The sequence below is a fragment of the Methylophaga sp. UBA3613 genome (assembly GCF_002375415.1).
Lineage (GTDB): Bacteria > Pseudomonadota > Gammaproteobacteria > Nitrosococcales > Methylophagaceae > Methylophaga.
The window spans coordinates 115546-139727 of sequence record NZ_DFLS01000004.1; the positions used below are offsets into that span (position 1 = coordinate 115546).

The 24182-nt window shown below is 45.6% G+C and carries 19 protein-coding genes; 9 read left to right on the plus strand and 10 right to left on the minus strand.

What is annotated here, in order from left to right; translation table 11 throughout:
* Positions 1-23 precede the first annotated feature (23 nt).
* Both thrC and B3S93_RS02720 read left to right on the plus strand, forming a co-directional pair.
* A complete protein-coding gene (gene thrC, locus B3S93_RS02715) occupies positions 24-1169 on the plus strand; it encodes a threonine synthase (RefSeq protein WP_292353563.1) in 1146 nt (381 codons plus the stop codon).
* Positions 1170-1171: 2 nt separating this feature from the next.
* Positions 1172-1669 carry a hypothetical protein gene (locus tag B3S93_RS02720; RefSeq protein ID WP_292353564.1) on the plus strand — a complete coding sequence of 166 codons (498 nt, stop codon included), beginning with the start codon at positions 1172-1174 and terminating at the stop codon, positions 1667-1669.
* A gap of 12 nt (positions 1670-1681) precedes the next feature.
* Here the strand turns inward: B3S93_RS02720 and B3S93_RS02725 are convergent, their stop codons facing one another.
* Genes B3S93_RS02725 through rph form a run of 4 tightly spaced genes read right to left on the minus strand, consistent with a single transcriptional unit; the run spans position 1682 to position 4534 of the window.
* On the minus strand, positions 1682-1978 hold the full coding sequence (locus tag B3S93_RS02725) for a hypothetical protein (RefSeq protein ID WP_292400254.1): 297 nt from the start codon (positions 1976-1978) through the stop codon (positions 1682-1684).
* Positions 1979-2012: 34 nt separating this feature from the next.
* On the minus strand, positions 2013-3173 hold the full coding sequence (gene hemW, locus B3S93_RS02730) for a radical SAM family heme chaperone HemW (RefSeq protein WP_292400252.1): 1161 nt from the start codon (positions 3171-3173) through the stop codon (positions 2013-2015).
* 39 nt (positions 3174-3212) lie between these two features.
* Positions 3213-3818, minus strand: coding sequence for an RdgB/HAM1 family non-canonical purine NTP pyrophosphatase (gene rdgB / locus B3S93_RS02735; RefSeq protein ID WP_292400249.1), 606 nt, complete (start codon positions 3816-3818; stop codon positions 3213-3215).
* Positions 3818-4534 carry a ribonuclease PH gene (rph, locus tag B3S93_RS02740; RefSeq protein WP_292353568.1) on the minus strand — a complete coding sequence of 239 codons (717 nt, stop codon included), beginning with the start codon at positions 4532-4534 and terminating at the stop codon, positions 3818-3820. The genes rdgB and rph overlap by 1 nt, the downstream gene beginning before the upstream one ends.
* Before the next feature lie 115 nt (positions 4535-4649).
* Here rph and B3S93_RS02745 point away from each other — a divergent pair, with 115 nt between their 5' ends.
* Together B3S93_RS02745 and B3S93_RS02750 are read left to right on the plus strand one after the other, a co-directional pair.
* The gene (locus B3S93_RS02745) at positions 4650-5513 is read left to right on the plus strand and encodes a YicC/YloC family endoribonuclease (RefSeq protein WP_339640137.1); all 864 of its coding nucleotides are present in this window, start codon (positions 4650-4652) and stop codon (positions 5511-5513) included.
* A 205-nt stretch (positions 5514-5718) separates the two neighbouring features.
* The gene (locus B3S93_RS02750; RefSeq protein ID WP_292353569.1) at positions 5719-6969 is read left to right on the plus strand and encodes an OmpP1/FadL family transporter; all 1251 of its coding nucleotides are present in this window, start codon (positions 5719-5721) and stop codon (positions 6967-6969) included.
* A 76-nt stretch (positions 6970-7045) separates the two neighbouring features.
* On the opposite strand, the gene B3S93_RS02755 is transcribed toward B3S93_RS02750, so the two are convergent.
* From B3S93_RS02755 to B3S93_RS02780, 6 genes are all read right to left on the minus strand, one after another.
* Complete coding sequence (locus B3S93_RS02755; RefSeq protein ID WP_292400245.1) at positions 7046-8665, minus strand: GGDEF domain-containing protein; 1620 nt, start codon at positions 8663-8665, stop codon at positions 7046-7048.
* 307 nt (positions 8666-8972) lie between these two features.
* Entirely contained in the window at positions 8973-13538 is a 4566-nt protein-coding gene (locus B3S93_RS02760; protein WP_292400242.1) for an EAL domain-containing protein, read from the minus strand.
* A gap of 286 nt (positions 13539-13824) precedes the next feature.
* A complete protein-coding gene (locus B3S93_RS02765) occupies positions 13825-14370 on the minus strand; it encodes a VPLPA-CTERM sorting domain-containing protein (protein ID WP_292400239.1) in 546 nt (181 codons plus the stop codon).
* Positions 14371-14488: 118 nt separating this feature from the next.
* Complete coding sequence (locus B3S93_RS02770) at positions 14489-15559, minus strand: ABC transporter ATP-binding protein (RefSeq protein ID WP_292400236.1); 1071 nt, start codon at positions 15557-15559, stop codon at positions 14489-14491.
* A complete protein-coding gene (locus tag B3S93_RS02775; protein ID WP_414673321.1) occupies positions 15549-17207 on the minus strand; it encodes an ABC transporter permease in 1659 nt (552 codons plus the stop codon). Before B3S93_RS02775 ends, B3S93_RS02770 begins: the two co-directional genes overlap by 11 nt.
* A 58-nt stretch (positions 17208-17265) precedes the next feature.
* A complete protein-coding gene (locus tag B3S93_RS02780) occupies positions 17266-18306 on the minus strand; it encodes a Fe(3+) ABC transporter substrate-binding protein (RefSeq protein WP_292400233.1) in 1041 nt (346 codons plus the stop codon).
* Between the two features lie 242 nt (positions 18307-18548).
* On the opposite strand from B3S93_RS02780, the gene gmk reads away from it, so the two are divergent.
* From gmk to recG, 5 genes are read left to right on the plus strand one after another with little or no spacing between them, the layout of a single operon-like run.
* The gene (gene gmk / locus B3S93_RS02785; RefSeq protein ID WP_292353576.1) at positions 18549-19160 is read left to right on the plus strand and encodes a guanylate kinase; all 612 of its coding nucleotides are present in this window, start codon (positions 18549-18551) and stop codon (positions 19158-19160) included.
* A 50-nt stretch (positions 19161-19210) separates the two neighbouring features.
* Entirely contained in the window at positions 19211-19471 is a 261-nt protein-coding gene (rpoZ, locus tag B3S93_RS02790) for a DNA-directed RNA polymerase subunit omega (RefSeq protein WP_292353577.1), read from the plus strand.
* Between the two features lie 45 nt (positions 19472-19516).
* Positions 19517-21637 (plus strand): RelA/SpoT family protein, encoded by a 2121-nt coding sequence (locus B3S93_RS02795; RefSeq protein ID WP_339640310.1) that lies wholly within the window; start codon positions 19517-19519, stop codon positions 21635-21637.
* Positions 21638-21681: 44 nt separating this feature from the next.
* Positions 21682-22068 carry a RidA family protein gene (locus B3S93_RS02800; protein ID WP_292353579.1) on the plus strand — a complete coding sequence of 129 codons (387 nt, stop codon included), beginning with the start codon at positions 21682-21684 and terminating at the stop codon, positions 22066-22068.
* 27 nt (positions 22069-22095) lie between these two features.
* The gene (recG, locus tag B3S93_RS02805) at positions 22096-24177 is read left to right on the plus strand and encodes an ATP-dependent DNA helicase RecG (RefSeq protein WP_292400230.1); all 2082 of its coding nucleotides are present in this window, start codon (positions 22096-22098) and stop codon (positions 24175-24177) included.
* The last annotated feature ends 5 nt before the right edge of the window (positions 24178-24182 follow it).

Genomic DNA, 24182 nt, shown 5'->3' on the forward strand with positions numbered 1-24182 from the left:
AAAGAATTAAAGAGGAACTACTTATGCCATTTCGTCCACGTTATACCGGCCTGATTGACCGTTATCGTGACCGTTTGCCGGTCAATGATGACACCAGACTGATCAGCCTTGGTGAAGGTAATACACCATTATTGAAATTGAACAATATCCCTAAGTTAATTGGCAAAGATGTTGATATCTACGTCAAATATGAGGGATTGAATCCGACGGGGTCTTTCAAAGATCGCGGTATGACCATGGCCGTGACCAAAGCTGTTGAAGAGGGTAGTAAAGCCATTATTTGTGCTTCTACCGGTAATACGTCAGCAGCAGCGGCTGCTTATGCTGCACGTGCTGGTATCACTGCTTTTGTTATTATTCCTGATGGCAAAATTGCCCAGGGTAAACTCGCTCAGGCTATGATGCATAACGCAGTGGTTATCCAAATCAAAGGTAACTTTGATGAGGGGATGCAACTGGTTAAAGACGTTGCAGAGCATGCTCCGGTCACCATTGTAAATTCAATTAATCCTTATCGTTTGCAAGGTCAGAAAACTGCTGCGTTTGAGATCATTGAAGAGTTAGGTCGTGCTCCGGATTATCACTGCCTGCCAGTCGGTAACGCCGGTAATATCACCGCCCATTGGATTGGCTACTGTGAGTATTCATCAGCCAGTGGCGATCATGTCACTGAAGCCTGCGCTTACTGTCATGGCAATTGTAAATATGCAGGTGGCGCGATTGTTGGTAACCGTCCGAAAATGGTGGGTTATCAGGCGAATGGCAGTGCACCGTTTATGCGTGGTGCGATGGTAGATGATCCTGAAACAGTCGCTACCGCGATCCGTATTGGTCATCCGCAAAGCTGGGATATGGCCTGGAAAGTGAAAGAAGAGTCACAGGGCTGGTTTGATGAGTGCTCTGATGACGAAATATTGGCTGCCCAGAAATTATTGGCCGAAAAGGAAGGGATTTTCTGCGAACCCGCTTCCGCAACTTCAGTCGCCGGCGCGTTGCGTGATATTCAATCTGGCAAGATTCCAGAAGGCAGTACCGTTGTTTGTACGTTGACAGGTCACGGTCTGAAAGACCCTGACATTGCTATCAAACAAAGTAGTTCACCAGTCATTACTGTAAATGCTACATTAGACTCAGTACGCGAGGCGATTATCAACAACTTGGCCAGATAAATATGACTGAAATGATGGCACCACAGGATCATGAAAGAGCGGCAGCCAGAATGCCGCACGATATCTTTTTAACGAACCTGATTGCGAATCATATTCTGTTGTTCACGGCGATTGCTGCAACAGGGAAGAGTTATTTTGAGTTTATCGTATTGGTGCCGTTGTTATCATTTTCGTTTGTTGGGTATACCTTTATTCGCTCCAGCAGAATCAAACGTGAAGACAGTGAGTTTGTCTATATTCACTGGCAAATCGCCCGCCGCTGGAGTTTCTTCTTTGCCATAGTGTTATCCGTCGTGGTGACTGTGGCAATATTAGGCTGGTTAAGTTACACCTACTTAGGACTGATGAAAGAAGCCGCTTTTGCCTTGGTAGGTGGACTAAGCTTTTTACCGACCCTGGTCAGTGTTTTGATATTGATCGTGATTGAAATGGAATCACTGCATCATGCCAGAGTGGGCACCTTACCAGAGTGGGCAAAACGGCGATTTCAAGGAGTTTAAGCTATCCTTGTGTTACTCGGATTTCCGCTGAACCACCGAGTGGATCACCAGCTGATTTTCAAAATACACATCAAACTGTGGATATTGCCAGCGAGTAATTGCCGGTGTGCCTTTTGGCGCGTATTTCTGCTCTGCTATCCCATATTTCTGTTCAACCTGTTGCATTGTCATGCCCTGAGTAGGACGCAAGATACCTGATTCACTGTTAGGCGTTTTATAAGTCGGTTCGGCAATTGATAAAGTATCCGCCTGTATTGGCAAGACCATAAATAAAGACAATCCAGTTGCCAGGAGATGGCGTTTCAACATGATGGTAGCTCCCTTAACGACCTGCGCCAGCATATTATTGCGGCAAAAATAATTCAATTAAACTGTTTAAATACCGTTGACCCAACTCGGTAGGTCTAATCCACTTAACCGAATAATCAATCAATCCGCGTTCCTCGGCTTCAGCTAATGGTTTTTTAATGGTCGCCAGCGGCACACCACACTGCTGCATAAATAACGATGTTGCAAAACCGTCCGTTAAACGTAAGGCATTAAGCATAAACTCAAAACCGATTTCATTAATGCCAACCGGTTCCTGTTTCATAACACGTTGTGGATTATTGACCTTGTCCAGGTAAGCTTGAGGCTGTTTTTGTTTAACCAGCCGCTCAATCGACTGCGTGGCTGCACTGGTTAATTTACTATGAGCCCCGGCCCCAATACCCAGATAATCACCAAACTGCCAGTAATTGAGATTATGGCGGCTCTGACGACCATTTTTTGCATAGGCAGAGACTTCATACTGCAGATAACCGGCTTCAGCCAGACGATGCTGGTTAGCAATCTGCCAGTTATCAATAGGTTCGTCATCAGGTAATTGTGGCGGGGACTGATGAAAAAACGTATTAGGCTCAATGGTGAGCTGGTAATACGAAATATGAGTGGGTTCGAGAGCGATGGCTGTTTCTACATCTTTTCTGGCGAGTTCTGCCGTTTGCCCGGGCAAACCAAACATCAGATCCAGGTTGAAATTATCAAACCCCGCCTGATGGGCAATTTCGGCTGCTCGTATGGCTTGTCTTCCGTCATGAATCCGGCCTAAAGCGGTTAATGAATCACCATCAAAACTTTGTATGCCAATCGATAAACGATTAATGCCAATAGCACGATAGTCTGTAAAACGTGCCGCTTCAAAAGTACCTGGATTGGCTTCCAGAGTGATTTCTGCATCCGTCCGGATAGGCAGTAACGCACGTAAAGCGGAAAATAAACGGTCATATGCTTCTGCACTGAACAGACTTGGAGTGCCACCACCGATAAAGATAGTCTGGATAGTGCGTCCCCAGACCAACGGCAGATCCTGCTCAAGATCCCGGATAAGCGCATCGATATAGGCCTGCTCAGGAATCTCGTCTCCGGCCTGATGTGAATTAAAGTCACAATAGGGGCATTTGCGTACGCACCATGGCACATGGATATACAGGCTTAATGGTGGCAGAGCAGTAAAATTAAACATGGTTGTACCAGTTTGGAAGGGGTTAAATATCAACAACCGTCAGGGTTGATGGCGGGTATATTTAAATTCTTCCATAAATTGACGCATGGCTTTGCCGCGATGGCTGATTGCATGCTTTTGTTCAGGCGAGAGCTCGGCCGCTGTACAGTCTGTTTCAGACACCCAAAACACTGGATCATAACCAAATCCTTCATCGCCGAGCGGTGATTGCAGGATTTGTCCCTGCCAGCTGCCCTGACAAATCAGTGGGGTCGGATCTTCTGCATGACGCATAAATACCACTACACATTGAAATCGGGCTGTACGTTCTGTTTCCGGAACGTCTTTCATCGCTTCCAGCAGGGCCTCAATATTGTCAGTATCGGAGGCATCCGGTCCGGCATAACGTGAAGAATAAATTCCCGGTGCACCATGCAAAGCATCGACTTCAATCCCTGAATCATCTGCTATTGCCGGTAAACCAGTGAATAAAGCGGCATTGCGGGCTTTGATAATGGCATTTTCCACGAAGCTGAGACCGGTTTCCTCAGCCTCAGCAACATTCAGATCAGATTGCGCAATAAGCTCCAGACCAAGTGGACTGAGGATCTGCGATAATTCACGCAGTTTTCCGATATTACCGCTGGCCAGAACGATTTTAGACATCAGTCTGCCAATGCCTCGCGTTGTTTGATCATCAATTGTTCAATCCCAATAGCAGCCAAATCCAACATGGATTGTAATTCATCTGCTCTGAAGGCATGGCCTTCCGCAGTCCCCTGTAGTTCAATATATGCGCCTGCATCATTCATGACAACATTCATATCGGTTTCAGCCGTTGAATCTTCAGCATAATCCAGATCCAGTACGGCTGTACCATTGTGAATCCCAACGGAAACAGAAGCGACCTGACCATGTAACGGGCTTTTTTTGATTTTACGTTTTTTAATCAGATAATCGATCGCATCCTGCAGCGCTACAAAGGCGCCGGTGATGGAGGCCGTGCGAGTGCCGCCATCGGCCTGAATAACATCACAATCAATGGTAATCGTGCGTTCACCCAGCGCCTTTAGATCAATTGCTGCCCGTAAAGAACGACCTATCAAACGCTGGATTTCCATGGTACGGCCACCTTGTTTACCGCGGCTGGATTCACGTTGCATACGTGAGCCGGTAGAGCGTGGCAGCATGCCATATTCGGCCGTGATCCAGCCTTCGCCCATCCCCCGTAAAAAGGGTGGAATACGCTCTTCAACAGAAGCAGTACATAGCACTTTTGTGTCACCAAACTCGACCAGTACGGAGCCTTCCGCATGTTTTGTGTAATTGCGGGTGATGGTGATCTCACGAAGTTGATCAGGTTGTCGGCCACTTGGACGCATCTGTTCTATCCTTTACTAAAAATACGATGATTATACTGATGCATCTCAATTCCCGCGTGCTTTTTACCTGTGGTTTTCGTTAATATGGGGGCTTAATAGCTATAGGAAAACCATTGTGATACGAAGCATGACCGCCTTTGCCCGCCATGAGCAAGTAACTGAACTCGGCACTCTGATCTGGGAAGTCAGATCGGTTAATCATCGTTATTTAGAACTCGCTTTGCGACTGGAAGAATCATTTCGACCTCTGGAAATGGACATCCGCAAAATTTTTGCCGAGCGTATGGCACGTGGCAAGATCGAAGCTAGCCTGCGATATCATCCTTCCCAACAGCAAAACGCATTACATATCGATGAGAACCTGGCGCAATCAGTGATAGATGCCTGTGAGCAATTAACCCAAATGGCCAAACAAGCTTTGCCGATTGATCCTTTGCGACTGTTGCAATGGCCTGGTGTGGCAGATAGTGAACAGGTCGATTTAACCGCACTGAAGCAACAGGCCATGGATGCTCTTGATATGACGCTTGCAGACTTTATCAGTGGCAGAGAAAGAGAAGGGCAGGCCTTGGCTGATATGATCCTGCAGCGTTGTGAAGAAATATTGCAAATTGCTGAAGCGGTGAAACTTCGTATGCCCGAGATTCTCGAACAACAACGGCAACGTCTGTTACAAAAAGCTGCTGAACTGGAAGTGACTCTGGAACCGGAACGACTGGAACAGGAAATTGTGTTGATCGCCCAGAAAAGCGATGTGGCTGAAGAGCTGGATCGCTTACAAAGTCATGTAGATGAGGTCAAACGTGTCCTGCAACGTGATGAGCCAGTCGGCCGTCGACTCGACTTTCTGATGCAGGAGCTTAATCGAGAAGCCAATACCCTCGGTTCGAAATCCATTGATACCGACACCACACGTTATTCAGTTGATCTGAAAGTACTAATAGAACAGATGCGAGAACAAATCCAGAATATTGAATGATTCACAATGTGAACGAACTCTCCTGGCAGTGTTAACTGGCCGCCAGGGTTTTTGTCATTGTTGGATTAATAGCATTATCCCCCCCTAAAGAAACCATGCTTTCGGCCGTTACGGACGTGTATCTTCAGAACGCTCATGATGAGGTTTTGCCTGCAAAAGGGCTCAAAGGGATGAATGAAACGAGCACCTGTTCTATGAGCATCGAATGAAAAAAATAACTGTTTGCTTCCTGGGTCTTTTTGCTGGCACCAGCCATGCTACGAATGGTATCAATCTGATTGGATTTGGCGCCGAATCTACATTAATGGCTGGGGCAGATATTGCTGTGGCACGTGATACCACTGCGCTCAATACCAATCCGGCCGGACTGACTCAAATTAAAACCAAACGTTTTGATGCGTATGGTTCATTACTGCGGATTACTGATTTGTCGCATGAAGATCAGTTTGGTAATGATAGACATGCAAGTAACCTCTATACCGGATTAGGCGGCATGGGGTATGCACAAAAACTGGAAAATGTGGCATGTACGGTGGGGGGCGGACTGTTTGCACAAGGCGGTTCTGGTGGCGTATTTGAAAATATGCAAACCGCTTTTGCAACAGAGGATGAATACTCGGGTTTGTTTGCTGTGGGCAAACTTACCGGTGGCGTAGGGTGTGAAGTCAATGATAAATGGTCAGTCGGCGGCAGTTTTGGCCTGGTCTATGCGCAGGCTGAACAGAAGATCTTCCCTGATACCTCAGCACCGCCTGCATTTGCGGGAATTGAGATAGACGACGCGACCAGTTTACGCACCAGCTTTAAATTGGGTATTCAGTATCGGGCAACTCCCAAGCTTACGCTGGCAGCCAGTTATACCGGTAAAACAGAGCTGCCGTTAACCGATGGTGAACTTAAACTTAATATGACAGGTGCTGGTCTGGGGGTAGTCAAGTACGATGATGTTTCGTTGAAAGGTCTGGCCTTGCCTGAAGAAATCGGGGTGGGCGCTGCCTATCAGATGAATGAAAAACTGTTACTTTCGTTAAAAGTTAACTGGTTGAACTGGTCTGACGCGATGAAAAAAACCGAGTTACGAGCGACCGATCCCTCTGTTGCCGGTTTACCGGATATTAACAGTACCTCAACTATGAACTGGAATAACCAACTGGTGTTTGCCACGGGCATGGCCTATCGCTATAACGACAAACTGACGTTATATAGCGGCTATAACTATGGGAAAAACCCGATCCCAAAAGAACATACCAATCCTGTTGTGGCGGGGATCTTTGATCATCACCTCACTTTTGGCGGCAGTTATCAATACAATTCAGAATGGATTATTTATGGTGGTATTGAATACGATTTCCGTAAAAAAGTGGATTACACCAATAGCGAGCTGCCGTTTGGTAACGATTCACAATTGCGTAATGAAGCCGTATGGCTGCATATGATGGTCAGCCGACAATGGTAATTTTTCGCTGGTTATTCACCATTCTGCAGCGTTAATTCTGCTCAGGGTGATAGCAGCCAAAATGCTTATGATGTCTTTAAGCCCATTGACGGTTATCGTTGGTGCGTTTTTGGTGATACATACGTTCGTCAGCCAAAATTCTCAATTCATTTATATTGATGGTTTCGACCATATTAGCTGAACCATGACTGACACCGGCTTTTTCAAATCCGTTCTGTCGCATGTATTGTATGGTTTGTGAGATGACTTCTCTGATATTTTCTGCGTAGGTAATACTGTCGCTGGTGATGGCAAATTCATCACCTCCCATCCGGTGAAGTACGCCGAGATCCCCAAGTTTCGCTGACAGGACTCTGGCAAACATCTGCAGCATTTCATCACCTTTTTGGTGCCCATAGGTGTCGTTATAAAGCTTGAGGTTATCCATATCCAACAGCGTTAACATACCGTCAGCCGGTAACTCTTCCATGGAAATATCCAGGGCATAACGATTGGGCAGGCCTGTAAGTGCATCATGATGGGCAATTTGCAAACTCTGCTGGACCAGCACCAGATTATGTTCTTTTTCCCGGTAAACCTCGGCAAACTGATATCCCAGAACCAGACCGATAAGTAATACTTCAACCGTGACGGCTAACAAGCCGATATGCTCGATATAGATGGTGTATACACCATCCAGATCCTTGCTGGAAATTGCTATCGAGCCAATCACAAAAAAAGCAGCGATTGCCACCAGATAAAAATAGGCAATTTTATAGCTTTCAAATGCTCTTACCAGAGCCGCAATCAATGCATAGAGCATCATCAGACCAACACCATAACGGGCGCATTCTATGATCAGATTTTTATTGAAAATGGCCACAACGAATAATACTGCCAGCATCATTAAAAATAGTTTTGCCAGCTTATCCAGCCTGGGATGCGTTTCGGGGTGGATCTGTAATAAATGCTTGGCAAACAGAATGTAGGCAAAGTTACTCAGCAGAATGGGACCGCCGACAAAGTAAAACCAGTGGATATTGAACAGATCCGGGGTAATTAACAGCGCCGTACCGTTGTAGAGCACATTCATCATGATAAAAAAGGTGTACATGATTTCGGTGGTACGCCGTCTGACCAAAGCCAGAATGGTGTAATACACGCCAAGACTTATCAGAATGCCCATACTGACCAGGGTAATAACAGTGCCCCATTTTATGGCTTCACGATAATGCGGCAAGCTGTCCCAATAAGGCTGAGGCTGGGCAATAAAATAGGGTGAAACCAGTTGGGTGGTGAGCTGATACTGACCCGGAGGCAATCTGAACTCGCGTCCATGACGCATAAAAAAAGTGTTTTTGACCTCTGATTCGATTCCACCCCGGGCTTCTGCAATGAAATTACCGGAAATGTCAGTTATATAGTGATGAAAATGTCCTAATACGCTGCCATTTTTAAAATCAATAACGATTGTTTCATCAGCATCAGTGATATCAAATACGGATTGAAAGACGTAATGCCCGCCAGTTAAAGACGGAGCATTGACAGTGGTTTCAGGCGGATCTGGAAAGATCCAGTTGGCACTGACTTCATACCACTGACCAACAAATGATTTTTGTGCAAAACTGGTAATGGGAAGAAGAAAAAGAACAAAACATAATGCATATCTGAGCAGATACAACGATCGATCCGCCCCAAATTGTTGAAGCCGCAGCATGTTCAGTTAATTTCCATACTGAAAAGCTCCATTATTTTCATATGATTACGTATCTTTATTATTATTGGCAATTAGCAGGGAATTTAGCATATTTACCTTGTGATTGTAACAATAAGATAGCGCAAGTATCAGGTGTGGGGTGGGGGGTAACAACACCTTCCAGGTAGACTTTCTGTAAAAGGACGCAGGGAATTAAGTTGACTGCCTAACAATATTTTGAAGTAATTATTGGGATCGAAATAGCTTCCTGACCAATCAATGAAATGCTTTTATGCTCTTTTTTTCATTGTCTGTTTTAGTAAGAAAACTAGTTTTTTTGAATATCCATTGCTTTATCAGCCAGCTGAGAAACGGAAAGTGGTTTGCTGAGGTAAAAGCCCTGGACGCCCTGGCAGCCAATATCACTCACCGTTTGCATAGCATGCTGATTTTCAATCCCTTCAATGACGGTTTCATAACCCATTTCGTGCAACATGGTCAGTAAGGCTTTTACTTTTCGACGTTTTTGCGGGTCATTCTCGAATTGATAAATAACCGAGCGATCCAGTTTTACTACTTTGACTTCACTGAGTTCCGTAATATAACCAAAGTTTGAATAACCTGAACCAAAGTCATCAATGGCGATGGAGACACCCAGATCGGTGAGGTTTTTCAATGCCAGTTTGGCATTTTCAAAATGGGATAATAGCGCCACTTCTGTGACCTCAATGGTCAGCCAGTCAAGTGGAGAAAGTGTTTGCAGCTTTTGCAAAAGTTCACTTTTTTCAGCGTCATGCAAACGATTTAAATGTGTCGGGTGCATATTGATGGAAATGCTGAGTTTTTCAGCTTTTTCCGGATGCTCCTGTAACCATTTTTTGCGTTGCTGAACGACCTGCTCGATGACCCACTCATCCAGTTCTGCGGTGAGTTGTGATATCTGCACAATTGGGATAAGTTCATGAGGCATAATGTGCCCCAATTCGGGGTGATGCCAACGAATCAGTGCTTCCAACGATGCATTAATATCTGGCTCGCTGCAATGGAATATCGGCTGATAAACTAAATGTAAACCGATATCTTCCCCCTCAACCAAACCTCTTTGTAACTCGGCTTCAATCTGTAATTGCTTTCTAAGTTCATCTGAACGATCCGGGTCAACGAAGCCAAAATAGCCTTTGCCATTTTCTTTGGCACGGTACATCGCAATATCCGCATTTCGCAGCAGAATATCGGGTAAATCGCCATCTTCAGGGTAGATGGCAATACCGATACTGGAGGAAATAAATAGATTCTGATTATGGGTATGAAAGGGTTGTTTCAGACTTTCGATGATTCGTTGTGCAAATAGTTGTGCATCAACTTCAGATTCAATCTCCTCAAGTAGAATGACAAATTCATCACCACTTATTCGAGCAAAAGTATCACTCTCACGGACCAGTCTCGAAACAATATGAGTGAAATACTGCAATACATCATCACCAACAGCATGCCCTAACGAATCATTAATGCGTTTGAAATTATCCAGATCCAGAAATAACACGGCGAACTTACTTTCTTTGCGATGACTTCTGGCAACGGTGTCTTTCAGGATCTGATTAAGATGCATTCGGTTTGGCAAGCCAGTCAGTTCATCAAATAAGGCCAGTTGATGTAATTGCTGTTCACGTCTTTTTAATTCAGCAATATCGCTGGCCAATAGCACGTAGCAGGCATCACCGTCATGCTGATCTTCTACACGACTGATGGAGACAATCTGGGGTTTTAATTTGTCATGGATATAAAAGCTGAGTTCGCCACGCCAAGAGCCTTGGTCTGCTAACGTCTTCCATAGCTGTTTTAAAGATAATTCACTTTCTTCATCACATCGCAGAAAGTCATTCACATTGGTCGCCAGGATTTCATCATTTTCAATATTGAGCGTAGTCAGCATTGCCTGATTGGCATACAGAATATTTTGCCGGTCATTAATGACCAGAATATTGTCCTGCGTGTTATCAAATACCGATTGTGCCAGTGACATTTGTCGATTATTTTTTATTGTCTGAGTAATGTCAGATTGCAGGCCAATAAAGTGAGTCACTGTATTATTGTCATAAACCGGTGCGATGTTGAGCTGATTCCAAAAAGTTGTTCCATCCTTACGATAATTCAACATCGTAGTTTCATAAGGCCTGCCTTCTTTGAGCGCCTTCTTTATGGATTGAATTGCTACTTTAGGCGTGGCTTCACCCTGTAATATCAGACAGCTCTGCCCGATTACTTCCTCACTTTGATAACCTGTCATTTCAGTAAAAGCACGGTTGGTATATAGAATCGGCATATTCTCAGCCAATGCATCCACAATAACGATGCTTTGCTGAGCGGCTTCCATTGCCCGCGCTTGCAGATTATTATCAATTAAGGATTGTTTCAGACGATCATAGGTATGAATTAATTCGGTGTTATCCCAGAATAATAAAACGGCACCATTAATGTTTCCCTGATTATCCAGATACGAATTAACCGATAACAAATACTGCCGTTCGCCAGCAATTTGAAAATTTACGGTTTTTCCTGTTTCTTGTGCTTTTTCAATCAGTTTGACCAGATCCGGCAGGTTATGGTCGCTGCGTAATTGAGTGACTCGTAAACCCACATTGTCTGTGGTCAAACTGAACAGTTGCTCTGCAGCGGGATTAAAGTGCGTTAGTAATAAATTGTCATCTATCACAATCAACGGGTGGGACAGACTATTTTGCATGTTCTGCAAGTCGGCATTAAGCGTAATAATTTCACTGCTTTTTACCTGTAATTCTTCATTGACGGTTGTCAGTTCTTCATTAGTTGATTGCAATTCTTCATTAGCCGTTTCCAGTTCTTCGTTAGTCGATTGCAACTCCTCATTGGCCGACTGCATTTCTTCATTAACTGATTGCAGCTCTTCGTTTGAGGTTTCCAATTCTTCAATCACTGTCTGCAAGTGTTCCTTGGTGGAGGACAACTCCTGTTGCAATTGCACGATACGTTCATAATTTGCCGAATCGGTTTCTTCTTCAAAATTGTCATCGAGCGTCGTCTGTTCGAACCTGACTAGATATAACGCATCATTGATATCTTTGATCTGCAACGGGATGACTTCAAACATATACGCAATATCGCCCAGGCGAATATTATGACTGCGGTAAGCTTGCGTTTCATTTCTGGCCTTATAGACCAGACCTTTGATTTCCAGCTGAAATTCGCTGCGAATCATGCTCTGGATATTCAGGCTGGCACGGCCACGACCTATTTGAGTGATGGGTGAGATATCACCATAAATAAACCGTATTTCCATACTGCTATCGACGACAAACGCATTGCTAATGATGTGTTGGGTAACTGCTTTAAACACCCGTTCGTCCATGGTTTCCACATCCTTCATAACGGGCGGTTTTATCGGGGCGGATGGCTTGCTTAAAGATTGCTGTTTCACCTTGTTTCTTCGGTAAAACTCCAAACTGTTTACATTTCGACGGGAAAAGGTTCGACCGGCATTAGAATCAATATCAAACAACTCATTATTGGTTAATGATTCTGATTGTCCTAAAAACAGGAAGCCATCCTGATTCAAAGCATAATGGAAAGTGGCCTGAATCTGTTTTTGCAATTGGGCTTTCATATAGATCAGGACATTGCGACATGTCACCAGATCAAGCCGCAGAAAAGCCGGATCCTCGACCAGATTATGTTTAGCAAATAACACCATATCGCGTATTGATTTGTTGACTTCATAACCATCGCTCATGTGCGAAAAATGCCTATCCAGCCGTTGTTGGGATAATCCTTTTATGGCTGCAAGTTCATATTTCCCTTTACGGGCAATGGTTAACGCTTTGGTATCAATATCCGTGGCAAAGATCTGTGCACGATAATCGACAAGGTCATTTCCCAGAATTTCACAGAGTAAAATGGCGATGCTGTAGGCTTCTTCACCTGTTGCACAGCCAGCGACCCAAATACGGATTTCATCACCTTTACTTTTTCCTCGCAGGATTTTTCTGAGTAGTCGTTCGAGTTCATCAAAAGCGTCTGCATCACGAAAAAATGCAGTTACCGAAATTAGTAAATCCTGATACAGATAATCCAGTTCTTGTGGATACTCCTGTACATATTGTTCATATTCAATCCAGCTGGCCGTATCGGTCGCCACTAATCGCCGATGAATGCGTCGGCGCAGGGTATTATCTTTGTAATTAAAAAAGCTGACGCCAGTATGCCTGGCTAACGCTTGCAAAATAGTATCGAAAGAATCTAATTGATTATCGGTATTTTTGGGTAGCTTGCTAATGGCTTCATAATTCGCTAAACGAATCAATTCCTCAGCGATTTTGGCCACATTCAATACACGGTCAATGCATCCTGTTTCAATCGCGGTTTTGGGCATACCCTCATATTTGGCTTCATTGGGCTGTTGAGCAAACACAAAACCCTCGCGCGCTTTGATTTCCCGACATCCTCGAGCGCCATCACTTCCAGTACCCGACAAAACGACACCAACAGCTCGGTCCTGATAGGCCTCAGCCAGGGAAATAAAAAGATCATTAGCCGAGGGTTTAGGCACACCCGGTTTGCGAGTGGATTGCAGAAATATTTTATCGTCACTGACGGTGCCGTTATAACCCGGCGGAATGACAATGGCAGTGCCTAACGTTAACGCCATACCATGTTTGGCGTTAATGACGGGTAAGTTACTTTCGCGCGAGAGCAAATTGGCCAACAGGCTTTCATGATCAGGGGAAAGGTGTTGCGCAATGACAATACAGATACTGTCATGTTTAGGCAGGTTTTTTAATAAACTGGTTAGTGCTTCCAATCCGCCCGCTGAAGCCGCTAAACCCACATAAAGTGGTTTCCGACTAACACTTTTAAGCATGAATGACTCCGATAGAACTGCCGATATTGTTTCCGTAATTTGGCGCTGCTGATCATCGGATAGCAGGAAAACAGGTTATCTTTGAAAGGCAGTTTTGTTGATTTTCCAGCACATTAACATTTGGCAAAACGGATAAGCCTTAACTTGAATTAACCGGGTTTTATCGCGTTAACAATCAGCAGGCTCGGATAATGTGTTTGTAATTAACCGGAAGACTTGTTTTAATAAATTGCAGGCAAAAAAAAAGCCGTGCATGGCACGGCTTTAAAGAATATTGAACTTAGTATTATTTGTTAATACGGCGTCTAAAAGCCATTAATCCCATCAGTGCTGGAGCAAATAACCACAATGCTGCTGGTAACGGCACTTCTGACACCGAGGTAGTGAAATAGGCAAAATGTGAAACGTCTTTACCATTATGTGTCAGAAAATCCAGACTTGATATGGGGGTATCGAATAGACCAATCAAAGTGGTTGTTCCGTATTTCATTAAAAATCCGGAAAATGCCAAACCCAGAGATGAGGTATTTACCGTATTAGTAGCAGGATCATTAGTTTTGAAAAAATCCGTTACTATAAAGCTTGACCCCGCTGCTGCTAAAGCGGTTTGTACATGAGCAGCACTCATGGCTGTTGGATTGGGTTTTTCAACATGAAAGCCTTCTGATGCGCCTGGCAGAAAATCATTGATGTTTAGTACCTGAGATATTTCGCCTTTAAAGCCATTAGCGTTATACGACGTTGTACCTGTCAGAGATAAAGTGGCTGCATTAATCGTTAATGAAAAAGTTGTTAGAGCTGCGACTAAAATCGTTTTAATATAATTATTCATAAATGCCCCCCAGAGATTTTTAGAATTATTTTTGTGGTAGCTCACAATATAGGCGGCTGTATAAAACATTCCTATTGTACCTTGGTACTACTTCCCGGCTTTTTATGTGAAAAATTCCTTAGCTCTGATCTGCAAATACGGCTAAATGGTCAGCTTCCAGTCGGATTCCCAGAAATTCGCCAACATCGTGCTGGTGGTGACTCTGTACCAAACACAATATCTGCTGACCGCTTTGCAATTTCAACGTGTAGAGATACACCGCGCCGCGAAACGCTCTGCCCACAATTTCGGCTTTCAGCGGGCTATTATCGTCATGAATAATATCATCCGGGCGCAGTAATAAATTTACCTGTTGGCCAGTACTCGCATCTGAAGTCATCTTGCCACTGACAATGCCCAGTTCTGTACTGATTTTATTATCCGCAATAATTTCTCCAGGTATCAGCACACCTTGTCCGATGAAATCAGCAACAAATCGACTGCTTGGTCGGTGATATAAATCATAACCATTACCCCACTGCAGCAATTTTCCTTGACCTAACACACCAATTTGATCGGCCATGGCAAAGGCTTCATGTTGATCATGGGTCACCATAATCGCTGTTACCCCATCGCGACGCAGTAAATGACGTACTTCTCGGGCAAGTTGTTCGCGCAAGTCGGAATCCATACTGGAAAATGGCTCGTCCAACAACAGAATATCGGGACGTGGTGCCATCGCTCGTGCCAGGGCAACACGCTGCTGTTGTCCCCCGGAAAGTTGATGAGGATACTGGTTTTGGGCCCCCGTTAATTCAACTAATTCAAGTAATTCCTCTATTCGTTGCTGCTGTTGTTTCCGCGGCAGTTTTTGTAAACCAAAACCAATATTTTTGGCAACTGTCAGATGTGGGAACAAGGCAAAGTCCTGAAATACCATACCGATATGGCGTTTTTCCGGGGGCAGGGAAAACTCAGCAGCGCTGACAGTTTTACCGTGCAACACGATGCTGCCCTGCATTAATGGTTCAAATCCGGCAATAGCACGCAAGACCGAGGTTTTCCCGCATCCTGACGGGCCAAGTAAGCAGGCAATTTCACCCTCTTTTAAGTGAAAGGAAATACCTTCAACGACCGGCCTGCCAGCATAACCAATGCTGATATTGTCGACGAGTAATTGTGGAAGTTGCATAGTGCTATCAGTTTTCATCAATCGCCAATTTTAACTTGCGGGATCGGGTAATGGTTTTACTTAACAGAATAACCGGAATAATGCCGGCAATCACAATAGCCAATGCTGCCGGAGCGGCTTCGGCCAAACGTTCATCAGATGCCAGTTCGTAGGCTTTTACGGCTAAGGTATTAAAATTAAAAGGACGTAAAATAAGTGTCGCGGGGAGCTCTTTTAATACATCGACAAATACCAGTAACAATGCCGTCATCAATGATGCACTTAACATCGGTATATGGATCTGTCTCAGTATCTGTAATGGTCGAAATCCAAACGAACGACCTGCTTCATCCATCGAATGGGTGATGCGTGTTAAGCCACTGTCTACGGTTTGTAATGACACAGCAAGAAAACGGGTCAGATAGGCAAATGTGACTGCGACCAATGTGCCACTCAATAATAGTCCAGTGGAATAATTAAACTGACTCCGCGCCAAATCATCAATGGTGTTATCAATCCAGGCAAAAGGGATCATCACACCAACGGCAATAACAGCGCCAGGTACGGCATACCCCATTCCTGCCACTTGAACAGCTCCGCTCACCAGTTTGCCTGGATAAAGTCGCTGGGCATAAGCCATAACAAGCGCCAGTAACAAAGCGAGTACGGCAGCAAACGCGGCAAGCGACAGGCTGTTGACCAATAATCTTAGAAACTCTGCATCAATCACGGTATCGGCTACATGGATGGTCCAGCTAAGCAGTTGCAATGCCGGTAATAAAAAACCCAGTCCAAGGATAAACAGGCAAAACAGGAATGCCAGAAATGCCCGGCCGCCGGTCAGTGGAAAACGACGCAGATCCTGATGACGACGACTGGTGTGGTGATAGCGGGCTTTACGACGGGAATAACGTTCGATCAGAACCAAGGCAAAGACAAATACCATCAGTCCAGCGGCGAGTTGAGCTGCTGCCGCAGCACTGCCCATACCGAACCAGGTTCGGAAAATGCCGGTGGTAAAAGTGCTGACGCCAAAGAATTGAACGGTACCGTAATCGGCTAAGGTTTCCATCAATGCTAATGATAAACCGGCAATGATTGCTGGACGAGCCAGCGGAAGCGCTACCTTCCAGAACGTTTTCCATGGCCCATTACCTAATGTACGACTGACATCCAGCACGCAGATTGATTGATTCAGAAACGCCGCGCGGCTAAGCAAATAGACATAGGGATAAAGCACCAGAGTCAGCATAGCAACTGCGCCGTTTAGCGAGCGGATCTGGGGGAACCAGTAATCTCCGTATTGCCAGCCAAACCATTCACGCAGGCTGGTTTGTAATGGACCGGCAAAATCCAGCATTCCGGTATAGGTATAGGCAATGATATAGGCAGGCATTGCCATCGGCAGCAACAAGGCCCACTCGAACACACTGCGACCTGGAAATTGACACATTGTGGTGAGCCAGGCCGTTGTGACACCGATTAACAGCGTACCCATAGCGACGCCAAGCATTAACAGCAGAGAATTACGAATATAGTCGGGAAGCACAGTACTGCTTAAGTGCTGCCAGATATCACCACTGGGAACAAAAACATGCGCCAAAACCACTGCCACAGGCATTGACAGGGCCACTGCCAGTACAAAAATGAATGCCGGGTAGGGGCGAAATTGGTTTATGAAGGACATGTAATTGTAAAGTTGGCAGTTGATAGGGCAAAACTGCCAACTTTACGCATGCAATTGCTTATTGCCAACCCGCACGGTCCATCAGCCGCAACGCATCGGCGTTAAATTCACCTAATTTATCCATGTCCAGTGAATCGGCACGGAAGTCTCCCCACTGTTCAAGTACTTTGCCTCTTTCAATATCGTCTCGAACTGGATATTCACCATTGGTTTCTGCATACCATTGCTGAGCAGTATCGCTGGTCAGAAACTCCAGCAGTTCAATAGCATTGTCACGATGTTTGGCATCTTTAATAATGCCCGCTCCGGATACATTAATATGCACACCACGGTCATCCTGATTTGGCCAGAAAACCGCTAACTTTTCTGCTGCTGCTTTTTCATCAGCATCGTTGCTGGTCAACATACCTGCCAGATAATACGTATTGGCAATAACAATATCGCACTGGCCCGCCGCTGCAGCACTGATCTGATCGCGATCTCCGCCTTGTGGCGAACGGGCGAAATTGGCGACCAGTCCTTTTGCCCATTCTTCCGTTGCAGCTTCACCATTGGCCACAATCATTGAAGCAACCATTGACTGGTTATAAATGTTACTTGATGAACGAACACAGATTCGGTTGTTCCATCGTGGTTCAACCAGCGCTTCATAGGTTGAAAGTTCTGCAGGATCGACACGATCTTTCACATACATAATAGGACGAGCACGCAGCGACAAACCAAACCAGTAACCTTCCGGATGACGATAGGAAGAGGGGATGCGTTGCTGCAGAATTTCAGAGTCAACGGGTTGTAACAAGTCTTCTTCCATAGCACGGTGTAAACGACCCGCGTCTGTGGTTAACAGCATATCGGCGGGAGTATTGCGACCTTCATTCTGCAGACGTTGCAATAGCTCATCTGCGTTACCAGTGACCAGATTGACTTTAATTCCGGTTTCTTCAGTGAATTCATCCAGTAAAGGTTTGATCAGCGATTCAATTCGGGCGGAATACAGATTGACTTCTTTTATCTCGTTTTCAGATTCATTGCTACATCCCGAGATAAACAACAGACTTAAACCCAAACAAACACTCAGAAAAATACCTGCTTTGCGCATAGAACACTCCATGGTTGATGACATTAACAATGATAATGAGATTTATTTTTGTTTGGAATAGGAAGAATTAAAGTTTTCTTGGGTTATTAACAGGAAGAATCATAATATGACGGTAGTTAGCTCGCACAGAGCCTGCTTTTAGCTTTGCAAAAAACTGGCACAAAAAAGCGTAAACCAGTATTGTTTTCACAAACGAAATTCAGGTTTCAAAACTGAAACTGCGCAATCTGCAAGGTATCAAAATGTCTGGAAGTTTATTTATTGTGGCGGCACCCTCCGGTGCAGGGAAAACCAGTCTGGTTCGAGCATTGGTCAAACAGGACCCGCATGTTCGCTTATCGGTATCCCATACAACCCGTGCTGCCAGAGCGGGAGAGGCTGACGGCGAAGATTACTTTTTTGTCAGTCAGGATATCTTCAGCAAGATGCGTGATGCAGGAGATTTTCTTGAATCCGCAACAGTATTTGATAACAGTTATGGTACTTCAGCTGCAGCGGTGCATCACCAGTTACATGCCGGAAATGATGTGATTCTGGAAATTGACTGGCAGGGGGCTCAGCAGGTCAGAAAAAACTTTCCCGACAGCAGCAGTATTTTTATTTTGCCGCCATCCAAACAGGCACTTGAACAGCGTTTGAGAGGCCGCGGACAGGATGATGAAGCAACGATTTCGCGCAGAATGCGAGACGCAGAGAGTGAAATGTCACATTACGTTGAATTTGATTATCTGATTGTGAATGATGACTTTGATCATGCGCTCGCCAGCCTGACTGCGATTGTGGTCGCGAGTCGGCACAAACTGGCTGTTCAACAGTCAAATTACAGTACCTTGTTAGCGGACTTACTGGCTTAAGCTGCGTATCTCTCGTAAAATTACATCTTTTAACCACAGGACAAATTAACATGGCACGTACTACCGTTGAAGATTGCCTCGAAAATGTAGATAACCGTTTTCAATTAGTGCTGGTTGCGGCAAAACGCGCTCGTCAGATTGCCATGGGTGATGATGCAATGGTGCCGGTCGATAACGACAAACCTACTGTTCTGGCACTGCGTGAAATTGCCGCAGGTCTGGTTGATCGCACTATTCTTACTAAAACCTCAGCTCGTCAACATGCCGAAGAAAGCATGGTCAGCGATGAAGAGCTGCAAAGCGAAATCTAATTTACCGTGAGTGCAAAACCATCTGTTGCGTCTGAACTTGACTTCATCCAGGAGTCCGAGCCCAAACTCACGATAGATGATCTGTGTTTTGCCACTTCAAATTATTTAGAAAACAATCAGGTCGAGTCGATTCGGCGAGCTTATCACTTTGCCGAGCAATGCCATGAAGGGCAGACCCGACGCAGTGGTGAGCGCTATATCACGCATCCGCTAGCGGTAGCGCATGTACTGGCGATGATGCATATGGATTATGAATGCATCATGGCCGGTTTGCTGCATGACGTTATCGAAGACACGGAAATGTCCAAACGTGACGTAATCGCCGAATTTGGTGAACCCGTTGCCGAGCTGGTAGAAGGTGTCACCAAGCTGGCGCAGGCGGCATTTGAAACCAGACAACACGCCCAGGCTGAAAATCTACGAAAAATGTTGCTGGCGATGTCCCGTGATATACGGGTTATTATCGTCAAGCTTGCTGATCGTTTGCACAATATGCGTACTCTGGGTCACCTGCGACCGGAAAAACGCCGCCGCATTGCCCATGAAACCCTCGAAATCTATGCTCCTATTGCCCAGCGTCTGGGAATGAATCTGATGCGCTGTGAACTGGAAGATCTTGGCTTTCACGTTCTTTACCCTATTCGTTATCGTGTGTTGGGTGACGCCGTGCGTAAAGCGCGGGGCAATCGCAAGGAAATCGTCAGTCAAATCACCGCTTCCATCCTCAATAGAATGGAGCAGGAAGGCCTTAGCGCCGATATTCAGGGCCGTGAGAAAAATCTCTATAGCATTTACAAAAAAATGGTTAGCAAACAGCTATCATTTTCTGAAGTCATGGATGTGTATGCCTTCAGGATTATTGTCGACGATGTGGATGCCTGTTATCGAATGCTGGGTGTAGTGCATAACTTATACAAACCAGTGCAGGGTAAATTCAAAGACTATATAGCGATTCCCAAAGCGAATGGTTATCAATCATTGCATACCGTTTTATTTGGTCCCTATGGTGTTCCGATAGAAGTCCAGATCCGTTCTCGCGATATGGATCAATTGGCTGAAGCGGGTGTGGCCGCTCATTGGCTCTATAAAACCGGTGAAGTTGCTGGCAATACGCTGGCGCACCGTAAAGCCAGGCAATGGTTGCATGGCATTCTGGAAATGCAGAAAAGCTCTGGTGACTCGATGGAGTTTCTGGAAAATCTACGTATCGATTTATTCCCGGATGAGATTTATGTTTCAACGCCTAAAGGAGAGATCCTCACCTTACCGAGAGGATCCTCAGCAGTGGATTTTGCCTATGCAGTTCATTCTGATGTCGGTAACAGTTGCGTAGCAGCCAGAGTTGGCCGCCATCTGGTGCCATTAAGTTCACCACTGGAAACCGGCCAGTCAGTTGAAATCATTACCTCGCCGACCTCGCATCCCAATCCGGCCTGGCTTAATTTTGTCGTGACGCCAAAAGCGCGGACCAATATTCGTAATTACCTCAAGCATCTGCAAGGCGAAGAGGCAATTCAGCTTGGATTGCGACTGCTGAACAAACATCTGACAGCCTTTTCAACAGCATTGGAAAATATTCCAACCAAGCGAATTACGGCACTTTTGAAAGAGTATGAGCTGGAAAACTTTGATGAATTATTGAGCGATCTGGGTCTGGGCAACATATCTGCCTTACTGGTCGCACAAAAATTGCTACAGGAAGAAACCCCTGATAAAGAGCCACAGGCACTGCTGATTGCCGGAACTGAGGGCATGGTGGTGAATTTTGCCCGCTGCTGTCATCCGATTCCGGGAGATCCAATACACGGATTTGTCAGTGCCGGACGCGGTATCATTATTCATCAGCGCAGCTGTAAAAATACCACCCATTTACGCGAGCAAAATGAAAAGTGGCTGGATGTAGCCTGGGCGAAAGAGATCAATCGTGATTTCCCTGTAGATTTGATGATGCATCTGCGTAATCAACGTGGTGCACTGGCGACAATTGCTTCGGTGATTTCTGAAGCTGAATCGAATATTGATAATGTTATCGTTGATGAGCGCGATGGTGGCTATACCAATCTGCGACTGACAATTGAAGTCACTGATCGTCAGCATCTTGCTCGCATTATCCGCCGTTTACGCCAACTGGAAATGGTCGAACGGATTAACCGTATTAATAACTGATTTGTTTAATCTGTCGTCTACTGGGCGACTTAGCCGGAGTTTTTATGTCCCGAGAAATTATCCATACCAGCAATGCTCCTGAAGCTATTGGTACCTATTCACAAGCCGTAAAAGTTGGAGATGTTGTTTATCTTTCTGGTCAAATCCCACTGGTACCGGAAACCATGACAGTGATTGAAGGCGATTTCGCTACTCAGGTTCGCCGGGTATTTGATAACTTGTCAGCGGTTGCTGCGGCATCAGGTGGCAGTTTGCAGGATGTGGTTAAACTGAATATTTATCTCACCGATTTAGCCCATTTCGGCACCGTCAATGAAATCATGGCCGATTACTTCCAGCAGCCCTATCCAGCTCGTGCAGCAATTGGCGTAGCCTCTTTACCCAAAGATGTGCCGGTAGAAATGGATGCTATTTTGCATCTAGGCGCTTAAACCCGACTATATTAGTGGCCGTAGCAGGTGACTGAACTGGCCATAACTGATCCGGTCACCTCACTGAAAGGTGTCGGTGAAAAACTGGCTGAAAAGCTGGAGAAACTGGGGATCCGCTATATTCAGGATCTCCTGTTTCATCTGCCTCTGCGTTACCAGGACCGCACGCGTTTAATGCCAATTGGCAGTTTGCGACCACAACAGGAAAAACTGATTGAAGGGGTTATTCAGCTCAGTCAGGTTAAGTTCGGTCGGCGTCGTTCATTGCTATGCCATGTCAGTGATGGCACCGGTGCACTGGTATTACGCTTCTTTCATTTTTCCAAAACCCAGCAACAGCAACTCGCTCGTGGACAACGCATTCGTTGCTTTGGCGAAGTGCGCAGTGGTCCATCAGCGCTAGAAATGGTGCATCCTGAATATCAGATAATTCAGGGTGAGGCGCCATTTGCTGTGGATGAAGTTTTAACGCCGGTGTATCCGACAACAGAAGGGCTGCATCAATTATCTTGGCGGAAACTGTTGAATCAGGCAATCAAATTGCTGGAACAGCAAGCAATGCCATCCTATTTACCAGAAGCATTGTTAGATCCCAGAGTGGCTCATTTTGATCTGACGCAAGCCTTGAAATACGTTCACTTACCTCCGCCCGATAGTGATGTCGGTCAGTTAATCGCTCGTGAACATCCGGCACAGAAACGCCTGGCATTTGAAGAATTACTGGCTCAGCAGCTCAGTATGCGTCAAATCCGCTATCGCACTCAGCAACATACAGCGCCTAAGTTTGAAGCCGATAGTTTCAGTGAAACGTTTTTACAACGGCTACCATTCCCATTAACCGGTGCTCAGCAACGGGTTATCACAGAGATCCGTAACGACCTGCAACAGAATATTCCGATGCAGCGGCTGGTGCAGGGGGATGTCGGATCAGGTAAAACAGTGGTAGCTGCTTTATCAGCATTAATGGCAGTATCAAGTGGCTATCAGGCAGTGATGATGGCGCCCACCGAATTACTCGCAGAGCAACATTATCAGACCTTTCGTAATTGGCTTGAGCCGTTAGGCATCGAGGTTGGCTGGTGTGCTGGCAAGCAAACAACAGCACAGCGTCGACAGGTTATTGCTGCGCTGGCTGCAGGAGAAATCAATATTGCCGTTGGCACCCATGCGTTATTTCAGGATGAAGTGACGTTTAATCGGTTGGGTCTGGTGATAATTGATGAGCAGCACCGGTTTGGCGTGCATCAGCGTATGGCGCTGCGCGATAAAGGTAAAGCGGTGGATATCCTGCCACATCAATTGGTGATGACCGCTACCCCTATTCCCCGAACATTAGCAATGACAGCATATGCTGATTTGAATGTATCAATAATTGATGAACTGCCGCCTGGCAGGCAACCGGTAACCACCGTGGTGGTGGCCGATAACCGTCGCCAGGAAGTAATTGAGCGCATTCATGTGGCCTGTCAGCAAAAACGTCAGGTTTACTGGGTATGCACCTTGATTGAAGAGTCTGAGCATTTACAATGTCAGGCAGCGGAAGATACTGCTGAACAATTGCAACAGGCGTTGCCTGACTTACGGATTGCACTGGTGCATGGCCGAATGAAGTCAGCTGAAAAAGAACAGGTGATGCAGGCGTTCAAACAGGGTGAAATTGATTTGCTGGTGGCGACAACAGTGATTGAAGTTGGGGTTGATGTGCCTAATGCCAGTTTAATGGTGATTGAAAATGCTGAACGTCTGGGGCTGGCACAATTACATCAATTACGTGGCCGGGTAGGGCGTGGCACGGTGCAGAGTCATTGTGTGTTGATGTACCATCCTCCGCTGTCGGAAAATGGTTTGGCACGGCTGGCCTGTTTACGCGAAAGCAATGACGGATTTGTTATTGCCCAGCGCGATTTGGAAATTCGTGGTCCTGGCGAAGTGTTGGGAACAAGGCAGACCGGTTTGCCCCAGTTTCGGGTGGCCGATTTACTGGCTGATCAGGATTTGTTGCCAGCGGTCAGCAAAGCGGCTGAGACTTTAATAAAGCACTATCCGGAAAACGTCACACCTTTAATTCAACGCTGGTTTGGTACCAAACTGAACTTCGGACAAGTATGAGTCAC

What these genes read in the sequence shown, in the direction of transcription:
- B3S93_RS02800 (WP_292353579.1), top strand. Translation starts at nt 21,682, where the DNA reads ATGTCCCGAGAAATTATCCATACCAGCAATGCTCCTGAAGCTATTGGT.
- B3S93_RS02755 (WP_292400245.1), bottom strand. Translation starts at nt 8,665, where the DNA reads ATGCTGCGGCTTCAACAATTTGGGGCGGATCGATCGTTGTATCTGCTC.
- B3S93_RS02775 (WP_414673321.1), bottom strand. Translation starts at nt 17,207, where the DNA reads ATGTCCTTCATAAACCAATTTCGCCCCTACCCGGCATTCATTTTTGTA.
- B3S93_RS02760 (WP_292400242.1), bottom strand. Translation starts at nt 13,538, where the DNA reads ATGCTTAAAAGTGTTAGTCGGAAACCACTTTATGTGGGTTTAGCGGCT.
- rpoZ (WP_292353577.1), top strand. Translation starts at nt 19,211, where the DNA reads ATGGCACGTACTACCGTTGAAGATTGCCTCGAAAATGTAGATAACCGT.
- rdgB (WP_292400249.1), bottom strand. Translation starts at nt 3,818, where the DNA reads ATGTCTAAAATCGTTCTGGCCAGCGGTAATATCGGAAAACTGCGTGAA.
- thrC (WP_292353563.1), top strand. Translation starts at nt 24, where the DNA reads ATGCCATTTCGTCCACGTTATACCGGCCTGATTGACCGTTATCGTGAC.
- B3S93_RS02765 (WP_292400239.1), bottom strand. Translation starts at nt 14,370, where the DNA reads ATGAATAATTATATTAAAACGATTTTAGTCGCAGCTCTAACAACTTTT.
- B3S93_RS02725 (WP_292400254.1), bottom strand. Translation starts at nt 1,978, where the DNA reads ATGTTGAAACGCCATCTCCTGGCAACTGGATTGTCTTTATTTATGGTC.
- B3S93_RS02720 (WP_292353564.1), top strand. Translation starts at nt 1,172, where the DNA reads ATGACTGAAATGATGGCACCACAGGATCATGAAAGAGCGGCAGCCAGA.
- rph (WP_292353568.1), bottom strand. Translation starts at nt 4,534, where the DNA reads ATGCGTCCAAGTGGCCGACAACCTGATCAACTTCGTGAGATCACCATC.
- hemW (WP_292400252.1), bottom strand. Translation starts at nt 3,173, where the DNA reads ATGTTTAATTTTACTGCTCTGCCACCATTAAGCCTGTATATCCATGTG.
- gmk (WP_292353576.1), top strand. Translation starts at nt 18,549, where the DNA reads ATGTCTGGAAGTTTATTTATTGTGGCGGCACCCTCCGGTGCAGGGAAA.
- B3S93_RS02770 (WP_292400236.1), bottom strand. Translation starts at nt 15,559, where the DNA reads ATGAAAACTGATAGCACTATGCAACTTCCACAATTACTCGTCGACAAT.
- B3S93_RS02750 (WP_292353569.1), top strand. Translation starts at nt 5,719, where the DNA reads ATGAAAAAAATAACTGTTTGCTTCCTGGGTCTTTTTGCTGGCACCAGC.
- B3S93_RS02780 (WP_292400233.1), bottom strand. Translation starts at nt 18,306, where the DNA reads ATGCGCAAAGCAGGTATTTTTCTGAGTGTTTGTTTGGGTTTAAGTCTG.